Here is an 18511-nt window from a genome sequence, read left to right on the forward strand (position 1 = left end):
CTGTTTTTAGTCGTTTATTCATCTTATGAGCCTGCTATTTTCTATTGCACTTGCAACAATTCCAGCCTTACCAGAACCGGTAGCCAATAATGCGGTTGCTAAAGTAGTTATTCATGAACAAGCTTACTTTTTAAGTTTTATGGGACTAGGTAAGGGTAAAGCACATCATGATATTCACAATAAAGTATGGGTACTCAAAGTTGGTGATGATTCTTGGCACGCAGCTAAAGAGGTACCGAGCACTCAACCTTTAACGGGTCGTTTAGCAAGTACCGCGGTAGGATGGTGAACACGCTTATGTGTTTGGTGGCTATACAGTAAGCCATGATCATCAAGAGGTATCGACCCCAGATGTGTATCGTTATGATGTGATTACTAATTCATACACCCCACTTACCAGCATGCCAGTGCCGGTAGATGACAGTGTCGCTTTGGCATATAAACAACGTTATATTTATTTAGTCAGTGGTTGGCATAACGATGGTAACGTAAACTTAGTGCAAGTTTACGATATTAAAACGGATACATGGCAACAGGCTTCACCATTTTTAGGGAAACCGGTGTTTGGTCAAGCGGCTGCCATTAGCGGCAATACTATGTTGGTTTGTGATGGCGTAGAAACCAAAGCGAATGCTGATAAACGTCGCTCGTTTGCTGCGGTTCCACAGTGCCTAAAAGGAACCATTGATGCTAATAACCCCTTAAAAATTGATTGGCGAACGATTCCTCATCCCACTGGCGTGGCACATTATCGCATGGCAGCAACCAGCTTTAATGGCGATATATATATGATGGGTGGTTCAGCGAATCCCTATAATTACAATGGCATGGGTTACGATGGTAAACCAGCCCCTGCAAGCGATCATGTGTGGCGTTTTGATGTCGACAGCAATGATTGGCACGCGATGCCAAAGGCAAATACCGCCAGTATGGATCACCGCGGATTATTAGAACATCAAGGCAGTTTGTATCGCATTGGGGGCATGAACAATAACCAGCAAGTAACACCCGATGCGCTAGGCTACAAGGTACAGTTATCATTATGAATACACTCTATATCACAGGCGCAGGGGTGAGTGCCGCAAGCGGGATCCCAACTTTTCGTGGCGAAGATGGATTTTGGACCATTGGCAGCAAAAACTACACGCCGATGGAAATGGCAACACGTGCGATGTATCAAAACAACCCACGCGAATTTTTAGCGTGGTATTACCATCGCTTTGCAACGTACCGACATCATGGTCCGAACGAAGTTCATCATTGGTTGAGCGATAAAAACCTTATAACACAAAACATTGATGGCCTTGATGGAAAGGCGGGTAACACCGATTACATTGCGATTCACGGTCGTTTAGATCAAATGACGGTCTTTCACAATCAAGGTGATGAAGTGATGGCCTTCAACGCTCCATGGGATAAAGTAAACGAAGATAACTTACACCATTCATTACTTGAGGTGTTCAACATTAGTAATGAAAGTCCTATTGTTAATCAATCGTTTAAGCCGTATGTGTTGTTATTCGATGAGTATTACACCGAACTTTATCGTATTTCTGAGGCGCAGCAACGTATGCTCGATGCTAATAAAATTGTATTTATAGGCACCTCGTTTAGTGTCAATATTACGCAAATGGCACTTAATATTGCACGAAGTCAGGGAACGCCTATCGAAGTGGTAGACCCAGAACCCACGCATGTGTTTCATCCTAATGTGACCTACAAAAAAATGACGGCACTTGAGTACGTACAGCAGCAAGGTTAAAAGCTAACGAGGCGCTTATATTACGCGCCTCGTCTATTGATTATTGTTGTTCTGCTTTTGCTTCGGTGATGTTTAACCGAGCTTGTAATGGGTCAGGTAAAAACTCTGCGGTACCTGTTTTATTCATTTGCAGTAAAAATGGCTCATCATGTTTAAACGCAGACCACTTCGGGAGTCCCGGGCCATTTGGCGTGCCTAATTTAATAAAGTTAGTAACATAACGGTGCATAATTTTAGCCGCTTGCTTGTCTTGTTCGGTGGTAACATGACCGTATTTTGCTTGCACCGTATTAAAGAAATACGGAATCTCGCTGGCATGCTCAGCTCCTGGTTTATCTAAAGTTTGCGCCACATAGCCAAAGCGGTACAAATAAGCCTGCTTGCCCATATCTGAAATGCGTTTAGCAACAAATCGAGCAGGTTCTTGCATTTGTGCATCTTGACCAATCTGATAATTAAGCACGGGCAGTGGAGTGTCGCCATTGGCGTCGTATGTCATTCTTGCTTGTGTGCTGTGCCCAGCAAAGCTGTCGAATAAAGCGTCTTTTGAAGCAAATCCTGCAAACCCTAAATCCCTGTCTGTAGTGCCAACCATGGCTGGTATGTGGCTAAATGTCCCTTTTCTTAAACGCGTTTCGGTTGATGCACTAATAATGGTGCCATCAATAATGGGGCCTCCAACATAGTTTGGTACGTCGGTATTTTGTTGGTGTAGCGTGCTTAAGTTGAGGTCATCGATAATATCTTCGGCAGGTAACTCACGAAGTGCAGCCAGCGCGTTTTCATCGCTGCCTAAAATTGTATGCTGCTTAGCAAAGTTTTCACCGATTTGTTCTGCGCTTAACACCGTGTCGTCATTACTGTGTAAAGGCCGTTGTTTAAATAGGTCTCGGCCACCAGCAGACATAATAATTGCTTGCTGAAATAAATTATTAGCAGCCGGCGTTTGCATCATCGCATGCACTGATGCACCACCTGCAGATTCACCCATTAATGTCACCTTTGATGCATCGCCACCAAATTGAGCGATATTTTTTTTCACCCATTCAAGCGCTGCAATTTGGTCCATTAATGCGTAGTTACCCAGTGCATCATTTTCAAATCGTGTGAGGGCAGGGTGCGCAAAAAAGCCGAATCGACCTAAACGATAATTAAAGCTGACAAAAATAACACCTTGTTTAGCAAAGCTTTCGCCAGAGTATACTGCTGGTGAAGCCCCACCGTTTACAAAGCCGCCACCATGGATCCAAACTACAACAGGGTAAGGGCTATCACTGTGCTTGGCGGGTTTAAACACATTCAAATACAAACAGTCTTCTGATGGCGTGGTTGCTAATGGCGCAGCATCACCAGCAAATGGTTTTTGCATGCAATCGGGGGCATAATTTTCCAATACCTTGACACCTTGCCATTTAGTAACCGGTTGAGGGGCTCGCCAGCGTAAGTTTCCCACAGGGGGCGCTGCATAGGGAATGCCTTTATAGGCAATAACTCGCCCTTGCTGTTGTCCTTGAATAAGGCCGCCACTCACTGCTACATGGTCGGATTGTGGTTGGTCTTGGCAGCCTTGTAGAAACAGGGCTGAGCCTAACATAAGAGAGGAATAGAAAATCGATTTTAAAATACGCGATGTCATAACATAGCCCAGACTGTTTTGGTAAGGCTTATAATATTAACATATTCAAATAGTCACAACGAGAAAACCAGCACAGCAACAAGGGAAAGACTATGCTGGTTTAGTCTTTGGCTGTTTCATATGATAAAGAATAGAAAAGCCCGCGCAAAGCGGGCTTTTAAGTGGGGGATTAACCTTTATTACTCAGGTAATGTGAATGACACTGTTAGGTCTTCACCCGATGTAACGGTAACAGGTTTAATTTGATGAAGCGTAAATTCTTGGTCTTCTGCCTCTGCATCATCGATGTGTGCAGCGCATGTGTAAGCAAGTTGGTAATCACCAGGTTGAATGAACGCAAGTTCGAACTCGTATTGATTATCTTCACTATCAAAAACCACATTAGCCGTTGCGAGTGGTGCATCAGCCGGTGTTTCGTTCTCATTTACTTCGTAGTTGTCCATTGGCGTTTCTACGTCACTGCTGTATAGGTAAACCGCGTGGCCAAACGAGCCATCTTCAGCAGCAATAGCAATATTATCGGTTTCGCAGTTAGCAATTAATACGTCGCTTACTGTGCCTTCAATATCTTGCGATTCAGCCAAGTTCTCTAAACGAACACCACGAGGCTTAAGCACAATTTCAGAACTATTTTGCGGGTCAACTAATGATTTTTTAAGGTCAAATTCAATAACAAATTCGTTACCAGCTTGATTAAGTGTGAAGCCATCAAGTTGAATTTCACCCACACCGTCGTTGCCTTTACGTTTAACGATTAATGGTTCAATGCTGTCATCTTCATACACAACATGTGATGTCATTGTTAAGTCGTTTGTATCACCATTGATAACATCAGCACGGATCCACTGATACTCGCCTGCAGGCACTTCTTCATCTTCTAAAAGAGCGAAAACATCGTCGCCTGTGTAGTCAAGTAAGTTGACCATTTCAGGTTTTGTTTCATCATCGTCTTCACGCGTTTCAAAAGTGATATCTTCACCGCCTTGCGTTCTCAGTGTGATTGAATCAAATACGACATTGACAGCTTTTAAGCCTGTTACTGGCGCATCAGATACACCCAGAGTGAATTTAGCCATTTGCGGCTGAGCTATGTTGTCATTTTTGTCGTTGTCTGAGCCACAACCAACGAGAGCAAGTAAGATAGCGCTGCTAAGCATTGTTGACTTAAAGTTCATGATTCATTCCTTTAGTGTGTTATGTGTATGCTAGGAAGTATAAGTAACGAAAACTTAATAGAACTTGAATTGTTATTAACTCGTTGCGTTTATCAAAAAAGCAGGATGAAATATGCAGCTATCTTACATATACAGTATATTAATTTAACAACGTATAATGGCTTTTCTGCTTTCGCTAAACTTATAGTGTGCGTATTTTTTACTATTATTGAAAAAAAGTGAACATGCTTACCCAGGATAACAATGAAAAATTATGTCATCAGTGATTGAATTCGGCCCCATCAACGAGAGCCGATTTGCTTATAGAAATAAACTGTTGCATCAAACGTACCCGCGGAACTTTTTGCAAAACCTGGGATTGAGCCCGCTTCAATGTAGTTAAGCTTACGATATAGAGTGGATGCGATATCCCCCATACGGGTATCAAGTACTAATAAACTAATCCCCATTGCGTTAGCGTCGGTTTCTAGGGTGTTCATTAATTGTTTTGCAATGCCTTGGCCTTGATAGTCAGTGTGCACCATCAGTTTTTCTACTTCACCTCGGTGCATTCCGTTTGCTTTTGAACACAAAGATAATTGAACAGAGCCAATCACTTGCTCACCTTCCATAGCTAAATAAAGGCGTCGATATGGCGTGGCTAAGTCAGTATTAACGTCCTGCCAATAGTCATGAGCTGCGTGTAATGATAACGGTGCAATAAACCCGATGGATGCACCACTTTCTACACTATTAATGAGCAGGGTATTTAACGGACTGGCGGCCCCTTTTATTGAATGTACTGCTTTAATTTTCATGACGTTATTGTTGTTGAAATGGATAAACAGAGCCTAAATTAAGTAACGAGGTAAGCTCATCAAGTGCCTGATAGCTTTCAGTTAAAAGCTGAGGATCAGCAAAGTCATTGCTCGTTAATGAATCGCGATAATGTGTGTTAGCCCAATTGACTAGTTGGTCATATTTGTCGTGACTAAAGCGCACGGCAGGGTTTACCGCATTAAGCTCGTTGGTGTTTAATGCAACACGCAAGCGTAAGCACGCAGGGCCTCCGCCATTTTGCATGCTCTGCCGTAAATCAAAAAAACGGACATGTTGTATCGGATTATCCGACAAAATTAATTCTTGAATATATTGATGCACAGCGGAGTTACGTTGGCATTCTTGTGGAGCGACTAACAGCATGCTGCCATCGGCAAGTGTAATAAGTTGGCTATTAAATAAGTAGCTGCTTACAGCATCGGTAATACTTACTTTTTGGGTCGGTACTTCAATAATATGCAGGGTTTTTTCACCGGTATAGGCTTTTTTTATTTCATCTAAGGCATGTGCTTGGTTTAAAAAAGCTTGCTCATGGCACAGTAAAACATTGCCATTTGCGACTGCAATTACATCGTTATGAAACACACCTTGGTCAATCACAACAGGGTTTTGTTGAATAAATAGCTGGCTGTGGGGTTTTAATTGGTGCAAACGAGCAACAGCCTGTGATGCCTCGAGAGTTTGCCGTGCAGGAAATTTACTTGGCTTGGGGAGTGTATTATTAAAGCTACTCGCACCAAATACAAATACCTCTAACCCTGTATCTGCATGGCTATCGCATAAACGATTATGATTGGCAGCACCTTCATCACCGAAAAAACCTTGGTCAGGCAAGTGACAGTGATGGCTAAAATAGTGGTCGTTGTTAAACATGGCTTTCAACAACGCTGTTGTCGTTGTCGGTTCTAATGAGCGGTGAAATTTGTTGTTTAAGTTTGCAGCTGTAAAATGCACTTTGCCATCAAGCGTATCAGCAGAGGGAGACACGGTTGCTGCGTTTGCAGTCCACATAGCAGACGCACTGTAACAGGCTCGCAGTAAAATGGGATCGGCTTTAAATGCTTTTTCAATAATTTGCCTGTCGCTGCCAGTAAATCCCAAACGTTTTAATACGTTGATATCAGGACGAGCATGGGGTGCAAAAATACCTTGTTCTAAGCCGAGCTCATGCATTGCCTTCATTTTTTCTAACCCTTGCAATACGGCTTCTCTAGGGTTTGAATGTGATGAGGCATGACTTAATGAGGCAACATTGCCATACGATAATCCCGCGTAATTGTGTGTTGGCCCCACTAAGCCATCAAAGTTTACTTCTACTGCGTGCATACTCATTCCAATTTGTTAAATGCGTGTTTTTAAACCATACAGATTTTTTTTAAACGAAGCGAGCCAACTCCATTTCAACATTACGAAGGTGTTGTTTAAGCCGTTTTTGTGTCGCAATTAAATAAGCTTTTTGCTTATTTAATTTTGCGTGCTGTTGCCTTACAGCGTTATAAAGCGTTCTTTTGGGAATGTCATACTGTTCAGCGGCTTCGGTAATTGTAAGATGATGAACAGATACCTTTTGCAGTGCTTCTATAAATTCAGGATCGTTATTTAACATAGCGACGCTCCTTATCTGCAGTGGTATGTGGATCGTTCGGTTCATGCACATGCCATGTGCTAATATCTAAACGCCAAAGTAAGTAAAGAGTGTGATAAAAGTTAGTCACGTTCGTCTCCTTTTAGGTGCAAGTTCCTTTTTCACTATTGGAAGAACTGTGCCACTCTTTATTTTTATTTTAAATTATTTAAAATCAGTGATTTATTTTTTGTGGGAATATTTGTAGCAATCTCTAAGCACTAAAATAGTGAAGCAAGTCTTAAAAACTGCACTTTTATGATGCGGTGGGTTTTATTAAGGCAGTGCGTTATGAATATCGACAAAATAAAAAATGAGAAGAACATAATTAGCGCTAACTCGTTAGCGCTAATTAATGGCTATGTTAACGAAAGCTGGTAACGCTAAAATCCTTCAAGCACTAACTTACCGCGAGCTTGATGCGATTCTAAAATAGCATGGGCTTTGAGTATGTTCTCGACATTTATTTTTCCTAAATGCTCACCCAAGGTGGTTTTAATGATGCCTTTATCAACAAGCTCTGAAAGTGTTGTTAGTAGTTGATGTTGAGCAATCATATCGTCGGTTTGAAACATTGAGCGGGTATACATAAACTCCCAATGAAGCGAAATACTTTTGCGCTTAAGCTTTAAAATATCGAAGCTTGCGGGGTCATCAATCAGTGCTAATTTACCCTGTGGTTTAATTACCTCTACAATACTGTCAAGGTGCTTATCGGTATGCGTTAAACTGATTACATAATCAAATTCATCAAGTTCTGCGTCAATACGTTGTTGATTGAGATCTTGGCTGTGATCTAGCACATAATCTACGCCTAAGTCAGTTAGCCATTGTACACTTTGCTGACGTGCCGCTGTGCCAACAACTGTTAAGTTTGTTAGCTGTTTAGCAAGCTGCACTAAAATTGAGCCAACCCCACCCGCTGCACCAATTACCAATACTGAGGCGGGTTTGCTGTCTTTTGATTGCGTAATTTGCAGACGGTCAAATAACAATTCCCATGCTGTAATACTGGTTAGAGGGAGGGCGGCGGCTTCTGCATTGGTTAAGCTTGCGGGTGCTTTACCAACAATGCGTTCGTCAACTAGTTGCAACTGCGCATTACTGCCTTGGCGAGTTAAATCGCCAGCATAATAGACTCGGTCGCCAACGTTAAATAATGACACGTTTTCACCAACGGCTTTTACTGTGCCTACTGCATCCCAGCCAATGACTTTATAGCCGCTTTGGGGAGAAACGTTTGCGCGGATTTTAGTGTCAACAGGGTTGACTGAAATAGCCTCAACAGCAACTAAAATATCGCTGCCCGTTGCAACTGGATCTGGTAATTCAATTGCTTGTAAGGAATGTTCACCAAGCGTTGGGGTGGCTTTGCTATAACCAAATGCTTTCATAATCGTGTCCGTTTTAGTGGGTTTTACCCACTATAACGCATTTAAATCTATTAAAAAGCGGTGTAATCGAAATTCACTTTCAAATAATTTTTGTTAATCAAGATCGCTATTTACCAAATCGAGAAGCTGAATAAGTTGCAAAGCCTGTTGCTCATTGATGCTAGGAAAGCGACAACGAATTTGTTCAGGAATACTGGCAGCGTCATCTTGTAAGGCCTTACCCTTGGCTTCGAGTTGGACTAGGCGTTTACGTTTATCTTGGCTGTCTTGGTAAATACTCAATAACGACTTTTCGCTCATCTTTTTTAAAATTTGCGTCATAGCACCGCCATCAATGGCTGTTTTTTCGAGTAATTCAGCTATGCTGATCTTGTCTTTTTCCCATAATGCCATCATCACGACGTACTGTGGGTAGGTCAAATTTAACTGGTTGAGTGAATCACGGTACGCGCGAGCAATGCTATTCGATGCCATATATAAGCGATGGCAAAGTTGGTTATCGAGTTTTAATTGCGGGTACTTCATAGTGGATTCCTTATGATCAGTGAGTGTATTTTAATTTGCATACAAAATATTTGCAATATTCAAAAAGCTGTTCTAATATATTTTGCATGCAAAATATATTCACTCACAAAGGAGAGTAATCATGAAAGAACTACAAAGCGTTGCCTATACTGCAAAAGCCACAGCAACAGGTGGCCGTGAAGGTACTGCAAAATCAGATGACGGTCGTTTAGATGTCGCATTATCAACACCTAAAGGGTTAGGTGGTGATGACGGTCAAGGCACAAACCCAGAGCAATTATTCGCAGCGGGCTATGCTGCATGCTTTATTGGTGCACTAAAATTAGTGGCAGGCCAAGCTAAAGTTAAACTACCGAGTGATACACATATCAACTCTGAAGTATCAATTGGTCCAATCGAGGGCGGGTTTGGTATTGCTGTTAAATTGGCGGTGTCAGTGGGCGATTTAGACAAAGAAACTGCGCAAACATTAGTCAATAAAGCACACGAAGTGTGCCCTTACTCAAATGCAACGCGCGGCAACATTGCTGTTGAATTATCAGTGATTTAGTATGCTGATAGGTGGGCTTAAATAGCCCACCTCCTTCGTTAAGGCTTTACTATTTCAAACCAATAGTCAAAGTTGTCAATTAAGCTAATCAATAAGGCAAATTTTTGGATATCACCTTTGAAACTGGCTTTATTGCTTTCAAGTAAGCGCTTAAAGTCGACCTGTTTCATTAAAAGTAAATCTAAATCTGCACGATTAAGGGTTAGCGTTAAATCAGCATGCTCACTTTGTGTGTTTGCTAAGTTGTTTAAGTGGGCGTTGTTTAACTCAATAACGAACTGTTCTTGGGTATCGGGCAGCTGAATATTGATAATAAACTGATGTTGAGCCGCTTTTTCGGCATTTAATCGCACACCTAAATAGTCAAAGACGAGTTCAGTACTCATTGCTTTGATGATGTCTGGCCCAATTTCTGTTTTATTTACACTGCTTGGCATGCCATTTCTAAGCTCATAAGCTGCAGATAAGTATGCATTTCTCCAACCTGCATTTTCAGCTTGGTAGCCTAATTGTTCTAATGTATCAGCTTGTAATGCAATGGCTGCTTGATTCTCAGGTTCCGCATAAACTAAGTGATTTAGCAGTTCTGCTACCCATCTATATTCACCATTATTAAATGCCGTTTGTGCCACGTTTAGCATTGCCTTGCTACCGCCTGCGAGTTTTACGTATCGTTTTGCGGAATCGGCAGGGCTGAGTTTATTAAGTGTGGCAGGGTTCATATCAAAAAAGCCAAGATACTTATTAATAATGCCTCTTACGTTGTGGCTAACAGAGCCATGATAGCCGCGGTTAAACCATTCGTTCGATAAACTTTCCGGTACTGTAAATTGGTTATGGATTTCGTTTATCGTAACCCCTTGATTGGCTAAATTGAGAGCCTGATCATGCATGTATCCGTACATATCACGTTGTTTTTCAAGGTAATGAACAATATTCTTATTACCCCATCGAGGCCAATGGTGTGAAGCAATTAGTATGTCGGCTTGCTGAGCAAACTGTTGTAAAGTTTGGTTTATTTTTTTGCTCCATTGTGATGCATCCCTCGTTTCTGCCCCGCGTATTGTATAGATGTTGTGCATGCCTGCGACCGTGTTTTCGGCCATCCATAAAGTTTTAAATTGAGGAAACCAAGTATTCATTTCTGAAGGCGATTCGGTGTGCGGTGTGTTTTTCATTACCATTTCAATGCCGTCGACAACTATGGTTTCTTGAGGCTGTTCAATAATACGGGTAGGCGCGATTAAGCTAACATAGCCAAACGCAATCCCTTTACCTAGCGCACTATCAACTGTAGATAGTTCATTTTTACCAATAATACTTCCATATTGATACCCAGCGCGACGCTGCATTGCCAGCCAAAACAGACTCTTTTACAACGTGTTCCATAAAGTGCGCGGGGGCAATTACCTGTACGTCGTTATTATCGACTTGTTGTTGACTAATAATGCCTTTTACCCCGCCAAAATGATCGGCATGTGCATGACTGTAAACAATGGCTTTAATGGGTCTATCACCTAGGTGCTTTGTTATTAAATCGTGTGCTGCTTTGGCTGTTTCAGGAACGGTAAGGGGGTCAAATATAATCCATCCGGTATCGCCTTTTACATAAGTGACATTCGCTAAATCAAAGCCTCTTACTTGATATATATGCTCAGAAACTTTAAAAAGCCCGTAATTTAGATTAAGTAAAGCTTGGCGATGAAGGCTTGGGTTTATGGAGGGGATAAAGTCGTGTTCTTTTAAAAAATCAAATTGATTGAAGTCCCAAATAACCTCACCATTTGCATTTAATATGTGCTTATTTTGGGGTTTAGCAATGAGCCCTTTACTGGCAAGTGCAAAGTCAGTTTTATCATTAAAAGGGAGTGTTTGTAACAACTGTTGGTTTTTTTGAACGGTGAATTTACTTGCAGGTTTACTCGTTAGGTCACTTTCTGCTTGTGTGTAATGAGTACACATTACACACGCTAATAGGCTGAGATTTATTAATTTTGTTATCATTTTTGTGTCCTTGGTGTGGTTCTTTTTATACATTTTTTATTTGTGCCAATAAATCACCCGAGCCTGTGAGTGATGATGTTTGACCGGCTAAAGGTTCGCTAAACGAAATGGGCTTGATTGTTTTTGCGCGTTGCTCATCAAAAACAGGTATTTGGCTCATCGCAAACTCAGAGAGGGCAGTAATGGTTAAAGAAGGGTTAACACCTAAGTTACCCGGAATAATTGAACCGTCGATAACGCGTAGGTTTTTGTAACCGAAAACTTCACCAGAGGTGTCGACCACGCCTGTTTGCGCATCGGCACCCATAGCTACACCGCTCATGATATGTGCCGTCATGGGGGCTCCAAATAACACTTCGGTTAATGCTGAGCCGGGTACGCCGCCCAGTTTCTCGGCATAGCGTTTGGTGGCTTCTTCTGCTTTTGGAAATGAGACTGTCAGTGGGGTATCTTCGGCTTTTTGTACTGCGGTGATACCTTTTTTAAATAATCGATACCATTTTCGACGCCACTCAAGGTGGATAAAAGCTTCTGATTTTTGCATCACTAAGAACAAAATAGAGCTGCGAGCTTTTCCCTTCGGTCTGAGTACTTTGGCGGTTTTAATTGGATGGCGTACTGTGTTTAGTAAAAATTTTGCAATACGTTTAACTCCTGTGCCTGTCACCATTGGCACGTAAGGCAAATAGAGCCAAGTACCATCTGAGCCTTCTCGAAAACGACAAATCTCAATATTGGTGTCTTTATCTACAGAAATAAATGAACTGATTGCAACGCCGTCATCCACTTTTTTAGTTGTATTGTTTGCGGTTGTGAGCGTTTCTGAGTTAGTGCGAATTTGTTGCCCAAGCCATGGCGAAATATGGGGAAGTGTTTTATCTTGGTCGCGCATTTTCAATAGCAACGGTACTGTGCCCATTACGCCTGCACTTAGCACTACTCCGCGGGTTTTTAGGGTGTAGATATGGCTGTTTTTATGGCTCGTATCTTTTATTTTAATTTTGTAGCCTGCACTGCCATCGTCATTAAGAGGCGTGATTTTAATGACTTCGGAGCTAGGTCTAATTTCAACCCCGTTTCGCTGTGCAAAAAAGAGGTAGTTTTTCATTAGCGTATTTTTGGCATTGTTACGACAGCCAATCATACAACTGCCACAGTAGTTGCAGGTGTGACGACGTGGGCCATCGCCATTAAAGTAAGGATCGGGTACTTCTTTATTGTACGCTTCACCGGGCTTGGCAAATAGTACTCCCGTATTGACGGTTTTAAATGAGCTGCCTTGGCCCATTTCTTCTGCCACATGTTTGAGTGTGTCATCGGCGACATTGGTGTAGGTGTTTTTGGCACTGCCGAGCATACGCTGAGCAAGCCCATAATAGGGCATTAAGCTTTCTTTCCAGTCTGGCTTTATGCGTGTCCATGCGGGAGATTGAAATACTTCGTCATCCGGTATTAAATGCACATTAGCATAAATTTGCGAACCTCCCCCGACACCCACACCGTGTAACACGGTGACTTTATTGGTAAACGAAAATTGAATACAGCCTTTTAAACCAATTTCGGGTTGCCACATGTAGTTTTTAATATCTAAATTGGTTTTGGGGAACGCTTTATCATCTCGGCGTAGGCCTTTTTCGAGTACTAAAACCCGATTGCCTTTTTCACTTAAACGCAAGGCACTCACAGAGCCACCAAAGCCTGAACCAATAACTATTTGGTCAAAATCAAAATTATCTTGCTGCATTGTTGTCACCTGTTGGGGTTTATTGTTATGAGTTTATTCGGGTTAAAAAGGCTAATAGCCGGTCAGCAAATTTACCGTACGGAGGTGTTAAAAACTTAATGCTAGTAAATCTGGCTTGATAAAACACCGGGCGTAATTTTGAGAACGTTAAAAACCCTTCGTAGCCATGATAATGCCCCATACCACTGGCACCGACTCCCCCAAAAGGTAAGTCATGTTGCCCAACATGAAATAACGCGTCGTTGACGCTAACACCACCAGACATAATGTTATCAATATAGTAGTTGATTAATGACTTGTCGTAGCTAAACGGGTAAAAGGCCAGCGGTCTATCTCGTTCGCTGACGTAATCAACCACCTGTTGGGGAGAGTGGTAAGTTTTGAGCATTAAAATAGGGCCGAAAGTTTCGCGAGTATCAATGTGCATATTGTCATTACTATGCATAATGATCGTGAGCGGGAACTTTCGTGTTTTTGCATCGGCAGCTTGTTTACCCAGTGTGATTACTTTGGCACCGAGTTGCTGAGCGTCAGCAACGCAATCAACTAAACGCTTAAATGCGCGGTCATCAATAATGGCTGTGTAGTCTTCACTGTGAATATCGGGTAGGTGTTTTTTTGCCCAATGGGTCGCTGTTTCTATAAAGTGCTCACATTGCGATTGATGCACAAATACATAATCAACATTAGTGCAAATTTGCCCGGCATTAAGCTGTTTAACATACATTATTCGTTCTACAGCCTTTTGCATTGGGTAATCCTTTGCGATGACAGCAGGCGACTTACCACCTAACTCTAAGGTAACTGGGGTCAAGTTTTTTGCCGCCGCTGCCATTACTTTTTTACCCGTTTCGCCGGAACCGGTAAACATTAAGTGATCAAATGGCAACTTTGAAAAGGCAATCCCTACTTCACCTGTTTCACAAAAAAAGGCTAATTTTTCGGGTTTGAAATAATGACCAACAAGCTCAGCGAGTAGGGCACTTAAATGACGGGAATTCTCTGACATTTTAACCATGGCTTTATTACCCGCGGCAAAGGCTGCTGCCAACTGACTAAATGCCAAATTTATTGGGAAGTTCCAGGGAATGATTAACCCAACCACCCCTAGTGGCTGTGGTATCACTCGGTTTTTAGCTCCAAAGTACATGCGATGATCTACATGACGTTTTTGTACTTTCATCCACTTTTTTAGTTGCTTGAGTGTACTGTTAATATCGGCACAGGCATTGATGATCTCTGCAAGCAGCGTTTCGTGACGTGACCGATTACCATAGTCGAGATTAATAGCCTTAATAATACGTTCTTGGTTATTGGTAATTAAGGCTTTTAAAGCAAGTAAGTGCTCACGACGTTGTTCATAGCTTTCTATCCCTTGGGCTTTTGCAAAAGCGCGTTGCTTTGCAAGTGTGGTGTGCAGAATGTCGTCGATAATGACTGGATGTTTTGCAATGTTCATGTCGGTGCTCTAATAGCAAAGGTAACTGATAGCTTAAATAAAATACTTGCAGTTAATTTGACTTTTTAGGACACTAAAATGACTCTTTGGGACATATGGTATTTTTGTGGAAAGTTTAATACGCTCATCAAGCTTGGCGGGCTTTGAAGGTTTAGTCAGGCGTTACGGGGTAAACCCAAATACGCTATTGGAACACGCGGGCATTTTACCTGCACAATTACGTGACCCCGACAGCTTTGTTGTTTATAGCCACTATTTACAGCTTTTAGAACTCGCTGCAGCAGCCTGCGACGAACCATGCTTTGGCTTAAAATTAGGGAGTCAACAAAGTATGAGCACCGTGGGCCTTATTGGGGCGTATATGTCGCGCCAGCCAACGATTCTTGATGCGTTAAACGTAGCCCAAAAATATATTTATCTACATGCAGAGGGCATTGTGCTTAACCTTGCTTTATATGGGCAAAATAGCTGCGAAGTACGATTTGTACGTTTGTCTGATGAAAAGCAGGAATTTGTTCAAAAAGCGCAATTGGCCGTGTGTTTAGTCAATAAAGTAATGAAAGAGCTGGTGGGTCCCAAGTGGCGAGCCGATAAAGTATGCCTTCGGCAGTCGCCAGTGAGTGAACACACAGCCTTGTTTACCAAGGTGCTTGGCTGTGAGGTTGAATTTAATGCTGATACTGATGCTATTTATTTTTCGAGTGCGTTTTTAACGTATAAACCAAAACTCAATGATGCCATTCTCGATACCCTCATTGCAGATCAGCTTGAGATGCAGCGTATAAATAAGCTCCCAGATGAAATGCTGCATATTGAAAGCGCCATGAAAATGCTATTGGCAACAGGGGACTGTAGTAAAGAAAACACGGCATTAAGTATGGGTGTTCACCCTAAAAAGTTACAGCGTATTTTAACTATGCATGAAACGACTTATCGACAACTGCTTGATGATGTTAGAAAGTCAGAAGCCGTTCGACTACTTCAACACGGTAATGTAAGTATGACCGATTTAGCCTTGCGGTTAGGTTATGCAGAATTGTCTATTTTTAGTCGTCGTTTTAAGGCCTGGTTTGGGGTATCACCAACACAATGGCAAACACAGCACGGGGTGTCATAAAACTTTAATATATGTTTTTTCATATATGAGTTTTTTATATTCGTTTTTCCATATATAGTAGCGTTATCTAACGAAGGTGATGCTATGAATAACTTAGAACCTACCGCTTTTTTTAAATGCTTAGCGGATGAAACACGCTTAAAAACGTTGTTGCTGATCATGCATCAACAAGAATTGTGTGTGTGTGAATTAGTGGCGGCTTTGGCATTGAGCCAACCGAAGATTTCTCGCCATTTGGCACTACTTCGAAAGTCAGGGCTATTATCAGATAGAAAACAAAGCCAGTGGGTTTACTACCAACTAAACTCAGATTTACCTAACTGGGCGCAGCAAATTCTAAAAGCGACGTTAGACTCAAATTTTCAGCTAATCGACACTGACTTAATCCGACTTGAAACGATGGGGAATCGCCCCGAACGTCAAGCGCACTGTTGTTAAAGAGGACAGCACAATGACAATTAAAATAGGTATTAATGGTTTTGGCCGCATGGGACGCTTAACACTTAGAGCAGCACTTAATTGGCCTGAACTTGAATGCGTTCAAATTAACGACCCTGCCGGTGATGCAATTACGCACGCTCATTTATTCGAGTTTGATTCGGTGCACGGCCGATTACAGACGCCTGTCACGGTGGAGCACGATACCATTCGTGTTGCTCATCATACAATTGCTGTGTCTAACAACAAAACCATTGCAGAAACTGACTGGTCAAACTGCGATATCGTGATTGAAGCCAGCGGTAAAATGAAAACCAAAGCCTTACTCGATGAATACTTAGCGCAAGGTGTAAAGCGGGTTGTTGTCACTGCGCCGGTTAAAGAAGACGGCGTGTTAAATATTGTGATGGGGGTGAACGATCATCTTTATAATCCACAACAGCATCAACTTGTTACAGCGGCGTCGTGTACTACTAACTGTTTAGCGCCTGTTGTAAAAGTACTACAGGAAAAGGTTGGTATTAAGCACGGCTCAATGACCACTATTCATGACATAACCAACACGCAAACCATTATTGATGCGCCTCATAAGGACTTGCGTCGTGCGCGTTCTTGCGGCACAAGTTTGATCCCCACCACAACAGGCAGCGCTACTGCAATCACCCATATTTTCCCTGAATTAAAAGGAAAATTAAATGGTCATGCAGTGCGAGTGCCACTGACCAATGCGTCAATCACCGACTGTGTGTTTGAATTAAAAGAAAGCGTGACTGAAAAACAAGTCAATGCGTGGTTTAAAGAAGCCGCCGATGGTGAGTTAAAAGGCATTTTAGGTTACGAAGAAAAGCCATTAGTGTCTATTGATTATAAAACCGATCCTCGCAGTGGCATTATCGATGCGCTCTCAACAATGGTTGTTAACGATACCCAATTAAAGCTTTACGTTTGGTACGACAACGAGTGGGGTTATGCAAATCGCACTGCTGAGCTGGTTCGTAAAGTGGCATTGTCTTAAGGTATTTTGATGCGTGAACAATTGGCAGCTTTGCCAAACGAATTAAAACAATACCTAATAATAACCGGTAACTACTGGGCGTTTACCCTCACCGATGGGGCGCTCAGAATGCTGGTGGTGCTGTATTTTCATCAGCTTGGGTATGAAGCATTAGCAATTGCCATGCTGTTTTTGTTTTATGAAGTATTTGGTGTAATTACCAACTTAGTCGGTGGCTGGCTCGGGGCACGTTTGGGGCTCAATAAAACCATGAATTTGGGATTATTGTTGCAACTTGTTGCGCTCGCCATGTTGTGTGCGCCCAGTCACTGGTTAACGGTCGGGTTTGTCATGACTGCACAAGCGCTGAGTGGTATTGCTAAAGACTTGAATAAAATGAGTGCTAAAAGTGCGATTAAGTATTTGGTACCTAAAGGTCATGAGGGAGAGTCAACCCTGTATAAATGGGTTGCTATTCTAACTGGCTCTAAAAATGCGTTGAAAGGACTCGGCTTCTTTTTAGGCGGCGTGTTACTCACATTATTTGGTTTCACAGGCGCTATTTTTGCCATGTTAGTGATGCTAGGAGTGGTTTGGATTTTAAGCCTGCTTACGCTTAATGCTGATATCGGAAAAGCTAAGAATAAGCCAAAATTCAAAACCTTATTCTCAAAATCGCGGGCAATTAATTTACTCAGCTTAGCCCGAATGTGCTTATTTGCTTCGCGAGATGTGTGGTTTGTAGTGGCACTGCCTGTGTATTTGGCAACGCAGTTTGGTTGGCAACACTGGTGGGTGAGTGGCTTTTTAGCGTGTTGGGTAATTGGCTACGGTTTAGTGCAAACTCAGGCACCGCGTATCACAGGCCATAAAAAAGTAGGTTTTTTGCCAACACGCCAAGCTGCAATGTGGGTAACGGCATTAACACTATTCACCTGTTTGTTGGCTACAGCACTGACATTAAACGTGTTTATGCAACTAAGCTTATTGATTGGTTTATTGATTTTTGGCTTCATTTTTGCGGTCAATTCATCGTTGCATAGCTACTTAATTGTTAGTTTCGCAGACAACGATGGCGTGTCGCTCGACGTGGGCTTTTATTACATGGCAAATGCGTTAGGACGACTAGTGGGAACGGTGCTCTCTGGTTGGGTGTTTCAGGTGTTCGGGCTGGTTGCGTGTTTATGGGTGAGTGTGGCTTTATTAGCAATGGCATCTGTTACGACCTGGTCGTTGAATAAAAAGTAAAAACTCATACTTTTTTTTATGT

General features: G+C 42.2%; 17 protein-coding genes and 1 pseudogene. 7 read left to right on the top strand and 11 right to left on the bottom strand.

Going from position 1 to position 18511, the window contains the following annotated elements; translation table 11 throughout:
- Positions 1–25 precede the first annotated feature (25 nt).
- Both H3302_RS18040 and H3302_RS18045 read left to right on the top strand, forming a co-directional pair.
- Positions 26–1046: pseudogene (locus tag H3302_RS18040) on the top strand (Kelch repeat-containing protein).
- The gene (locus H3302_RS18045; RefSeq protein ID WP_074988568.1) at positions 1043–1762 is read left to right on the top strand and encodes a Sir2 family NAD-dependent protein deacetylase; all 720 of its coding nucleotides are present in this window, start codon (positions 1043–1045) and stop codon (positions 1760–1762) included. Before H3302_RS18040 ends, H3302_RS18045 begins: the two are co-directional and overlap by 4 nt.
- Before the next feature lie 40 nt (positions 1763–1802).
- Here the strand turns inward: H3302_RS18045 and H3302_RS18050 are convergent, their stop codons facing one another.
- The 7 genes from H3302_RS18050 to H3302_RS18080 all read right to left on the bottom strand — a co-directional run bounded on the left by H3302_RS18050 (position 1803) and on the right by H3302_RS18080 (position 8935).
- A complete protein-coding gene (locus H3302_RS18050; protein ID WP_182396443.1) occupies positions 1803–3398 on the bottom strand; it encodes a carboxylesterase/lipase family protein in 1596 nt (531 codons plus the stop codon).
- Between the two features lie 179 nt (positions 3399–3577).
- Positions 3578–4573, bottom strand: coding sequence for a DUF4382 domain-containing protein (locus tag H3302_RS18055; RefSeq protein WP_036972350.1), 996 nt, complete (start codon positions 4571–4573; stop codon positions 3578–3580).
- 281 nt (positions 4574–4854) lie between these two features.
- Positions 4855–5370, bottom strand: coding sequence for a GNAT family N-acetyltransferase (locus H3302_RS18060; RefSeq protein WP_182396444.1), 516 nt, complete (start codon positions 5368–5370; stop codon positions 4855–4857).
- Between the two features lie 4 nt (positions 5371–5374).
- Positions 5375–6718: an N-succinylarginine dihydrolase gene (astB, locus tag H3302_RS18065; RefSeq protein WP_182396445.1), complete on the bottom strand. Its 1344-nt coding sequence runs from the start codon at positions 6716–6718 to the stop codon at positions 5375–5377.
- 49 nt (positions 6719–6767) lie between these two features.
- Positions 6768–6998, bottom strand: a complete 231-nt coding sequence (locus H3302_RS18070) for a helix-turn-helix domain-containing protein (RefSeq protein WP_036972346.1) — start codon at positions 6996–6998, stop codon at positions 6768–6770.
- Between the two features lie 401 nt (positions 6999–7399).
- Positions 7400–8410, bottom strand: a complete 1011-nt coding sequence (locus H3302_RS18075; protein WP_036972344.1) for a zinc-binding alcohol dehydrogenase family protein — start codon at positions 8408–8410, stop codon at positions 7400–7402.
- A 93-nt stretch (positions 8411–8503) separates the two neighbouring features.
- A complete protein-coding gene (locus H3302_RS18080; protein ID WP_036972343.1) occupies positions 8504–8935 on the bottom strand; it encodes a MarR family winged helix-turn-helix transcriptional regulator in 432 nt (143 codons plus the stop codon).
- 121 nt (positions 8936–9056) lie between these two features.
- Here H3302_RS18080 and H3302_RS18085 point away from each other — a divergent pair, with 121 nt between their 5' ends.
- Complete coding sequence (locus H3302_RS18085) at positions 9057–9485, top strand: organic hydroperoxide resistance protein (protein ID WP_036972342.1); 429 nt, start codon at positions 9057–9059, stop codon at positions 9483–9485.
- Between the two features lie 38 nt (positions 9486–9523).
- On the opposite strand, the gene H3302_RS18090 is transcribed toward H3302_RS18085, so the two are convergent.
- From H3302_RS18090 to H3302_RS18105, 4 genes are read right to left on the bottom strand one after another with little or no spacing between them, the layout of a single operon-like run.
- Positions 9524–10837, bottom strand: a complete 1314-nt coding sequence (locus H3302_RS18090) for an alkyl/aryl-sulfatase (RefSeq protein ID WP_182396446.1) — start codon at positions 10835–10837, stop codon at positions 9524–9526.
- Entirely contained in the window at positions 10794–11489 is a 696-nt protein-coding gene (locus H3302_RS18095) for an MBL fold metallo-hydrolase (protein ID WP_182396447.1), read from the bottom strand. The genes H3302_RS18090 and H3302_RS18095 overlap by 44 nt, the downstream gene beginning before the upstream one ends.
- Before the next feature lie 25 nt (positions 11490–11514).
- Positions 11515–13233 carry a GMC family oxidoreductase gene (locus H3302_RS18100; protein ID WP_182396448.1) on the bottom strand — a complete coding sequence of 573 codons (1719 nt, stop codon included), beginning with the start codon at positions 13231–13233 and terminating at the stop codon, positions 11515–11517.
- Positions 13234–13258: 25 nt separating this feature from the next.
- Complete coding sequence (locus H3302_RS18105; protein ID WP_036972339.1) at positions 13259–14692, bottom strand: coniferyl aldehyde dehydrogenase; 1434 nt, start codon at positions 14690–14692, stop codon at positions 13259–13261.
- 106 nt (positions 14693–14798) lie between these two features.
- Here H3302_RS18105 and H3302_RS18110 point away from each other — a divergent pair, with 106 nt between their 5' ends.
- The 4 genes from H3302_RS18110 to arsJ all read left to right on the top strand — a co-directional run bounded on the left by H3302_RS18110 (position 14799) and on the right by arsJ (position 18489).
- On the top strand, positions 14799–15809 hold the full coding sequence (locus H3302_RS18110; protein ID WP_182396449.1) for an AraC family transcriptional regulator: 1011 nt from the start codon (positions 14799–14801) through the stop codon (positions 15807–15809).
- An 84-nt stretch (positions 15810–15893) separates the two neighbouring features.
- Positions 15894–16247 (top strand): metalloregulator ArsR/SmtB family transcription factor, encoded by a 354-nt coding sequence (locus tag H3302_RS18115; RefSeq protein WP_182396450.1) that lies wholly within the window; start codon positions 15894–15896, stop codon positions 16245–16247.
- 13 nt (positions 16248–16260) lie between these two features.
- The gene (locus tag H3302_RS18120) at positions 16261–17262 is read left to right on the top strand and encodes an ArsJ-associated glyceraldehyde-3-phosphate dehydrogenase (protein WP_065978938.1); all 1002 of its coding nucleotides are present in this window, start codon (positions 16261–16263) and stop codon (positions 17260–17262) included.
- Positions 17263–17271: 9 nt separating this feature from the next.
- Positions 17272–18489, top strand: coding sequence for an organoarsenical effux MFS transporter ArsJ (gene arsJ / locus H3302_RS18125; protein ID WP_065978939.1), 1218 nt, complete (start codon positions 17272–17274; stop codon positions 18487–18489).
- The last annotated feature ends 22 nt before the right edge of the window (positions 18490–18511 follow it).

This window comes from Pseudoalteromonas sp. MT33b (assembly GCF_014117385.1).
Classification (GTDB): domain Bacteria; phylum Pseudomonadota; class Gammaproteobacteria; order Enterobacterales; family Alteromonadaceae; genus Pseudoalteromonas; species Pseudoalteromonas lipolytica.

Bases quoted from the DNA above. Each gene is read 5' to 3' on its own strand.
- H3302_RS18080 (WP_036972343.1), bottom strand. From the start codon at position 8,935: ATGAAGTACCCGCAATTAAAACTCGATAACCAACTTTGCCATCGCTTA.
- H3302_RS18045 (WP_074988568.1), top strand. From the start codon at position 1,043: ATGAATACACTCTATATCACAGGCGCAGGGGTGAGTGCCGCAAGCGGG.
- H3302_RS18075 (WP_036972344.1), bottom strand. From the start codon at position 8,410: ATGAAAGCATTTGGTTATAGCAAAGCCACCCCAACGCTTGGTGAACAT.
- arsJ (WP_065978939.1), top strand. From the start codon at position 17,272: ATGCGTGAACAATTGGCAGCTTTGCCAAACGAATTAAAACAATACCTA.
- H3302_RS18085 (WP_036972342.1), top strand. From the start codon at position 9,057: ATGAAAGAACTACAAAGCGTTGCCTATACTGCAAAAGCCACAGCAACA.
- H3302_RS18105 (WP_036972339.1), bottom strand. From the start codon at position 14,692: ATGAACATTGCAAAACATCCAGTCATTATCGACGACATTCTGCACACC.
- H3302_RS18060 (WP_182396444.1), bottom strand. From the start codon at position 5,370: ATGAAAATTAAAGCAGTACATTCAATAAAAGGGGCCGCCAGTCCGTTA.
- H3302_RS18095 (WP_182396447.1), bottom strand. From the start codon at position 11,489: ATGATAACAAAATTAATAAATCTCAGCCTATTAGCGTGTGTAATGTGT.
- H3302_RS18050 (WP_182396443.1), bottom strand. From the start codon at position 3,398: ATGACATCGCGTATTTTAAAATCGATTTTCTATTCCTCTCTTATGTTA.
- H3302_RS18100 (WP_182396448.1), bottom strand. From the start codon at position 13,233: ATGCAGCAAGATAATTTTGATTTTGACCAAATAGTTATTGGTTCAGGC.
- H3302_RS18115 (WP_182396450.1), top strand. From the start codon at position 15,894: ATGAATAACTTAGAACCTACCGCTTTTTTTAAATGCTTAGCGGATGAA.
- H3302_RS18090 (WP_182396446.1), bottom strand. From the start codon at position 10,837: ATGCAGCGTCGCGCTGGGTATCAATATGGAAGTATTATTGGTAAAAAT.
- astB (WP_182396445.1), bottom strand. From the start codon at position 6,718: ATGCACGCAGTAGAAGTAAACTTTGATGGCTTAGTGGGGCCAACACAC.
- H3302_RS18055 (WP_036972350.1), bottom strand. From the start codon at position 4,573: ATGAACTTTAAGTCAACAATGCTTAGCAGCGCTATCTTACTTGCTCTC.
- H3302_RS18120 (WP_065978938.1), top strand. From the start codon at position 16,261: ATGACAATTAAAATAGGTATTAATGGTTTTGGCCGCATGGGACGCTTA.
- H3302_RS18070 (WP_036972346.1), bottom strand. From the start codon at position 6,998: ATGTTAAATAACGATCCTGAATTTATAGAAGCACTGCAAAAGGTATCT.